We start from the raw sequence: 867 nt of genomic DNA, 5'->3' as shown, positions 1-867 counted from the left end.
ACGACCATGATCCAGACCAGCGACACCGGGATGAGGACTTTCCAGCCGAGCGCCATGAACTGGTCGTAGCGCAGCCGCGGCAGGGTGGCCCGCAGCCAGATGTAGATGAACATGAACGTCCACACCTTGGCGGTGAACCACAGCAGCGGCCACCATCCGCTGTTGGCGCCGTCGATCATGTTGAACGGGAACGGCGCATGCCACCCACCGAGGAACATCGTGGTGGCCAGCGCCGAGACGGTGGTCATGTTGACGTATTCGGCAAGCATGAACATCGCGAATTTCAGCGACGAGTACTCGGTGTGGAAACCACCGACCAGCTCACCTTCCGCCTCGGGCAGATCGAAAGGCGCACGATTGGTTTCGCCGACCATCGAGGTCACATACACCACGAACGAGGGGAGCAGCACGAACACGTACCAGATGCGATCCTGAGCCGCCACGATCCCGGAGGTCGACATGGTGCCTGCATAGAGGAACACCGCGGCAAACGAGAGCGCCATCGCGATCTCGTACGAGATCACCTGCGCGCTCGACCGCAGGCCGCCCAGCAGTGGGTAGGTCGAGCCAGATGCCCATCCGGCCAGCACGATTCCGTACACCCCGATGGAGGTCACGGCCAGCACGTAGAGCACCGCGACGGGCAGATCGGTCAGTTGCAGCGGTGTGCGGTGTCCGAACACCGACACCGCGCCCCCCATCGGGATCACCGCGAACGCCATGAACGCCGGGATCACCGAGATCACCGGCGCCAGTAGGTAGATGGGCTTGTCCACGCCGGCCGGTGTCAGACCCTCTTTGAGAGCCAGCTTGATGCCGTCGGCGAGAGACTGCAACAACCCCCACGGGCCGACCCGATTGGGGCCG

1 protein-coding gene is annotated in these 867 nt (G+C 63.6%); it reads right to left on the bottom strand.

The window, feature by feature from the left end; translation table 11 throughout:
- The coding region (nuoH, locus tag A5784_RS20220; RefSeq protein WP_064946684.1) for an NADH-quinone oxidoreductase subunit NuoH at positions 1–867 on the bottom strand (867 nt) is incomplete at both ends.

This window comes from Mycobacterium sp. 852013-50091_SCH5140682, assembly GCF_001665685.1.
GTDB lineage: Bacteria > Actinomycetota > Actinomycetes > Mycobacteriales > Mycobacteriaceae > Mycobacterium.
This window is presented reverse-complemented; position numbering and strand designations above follow the sequence as displayed.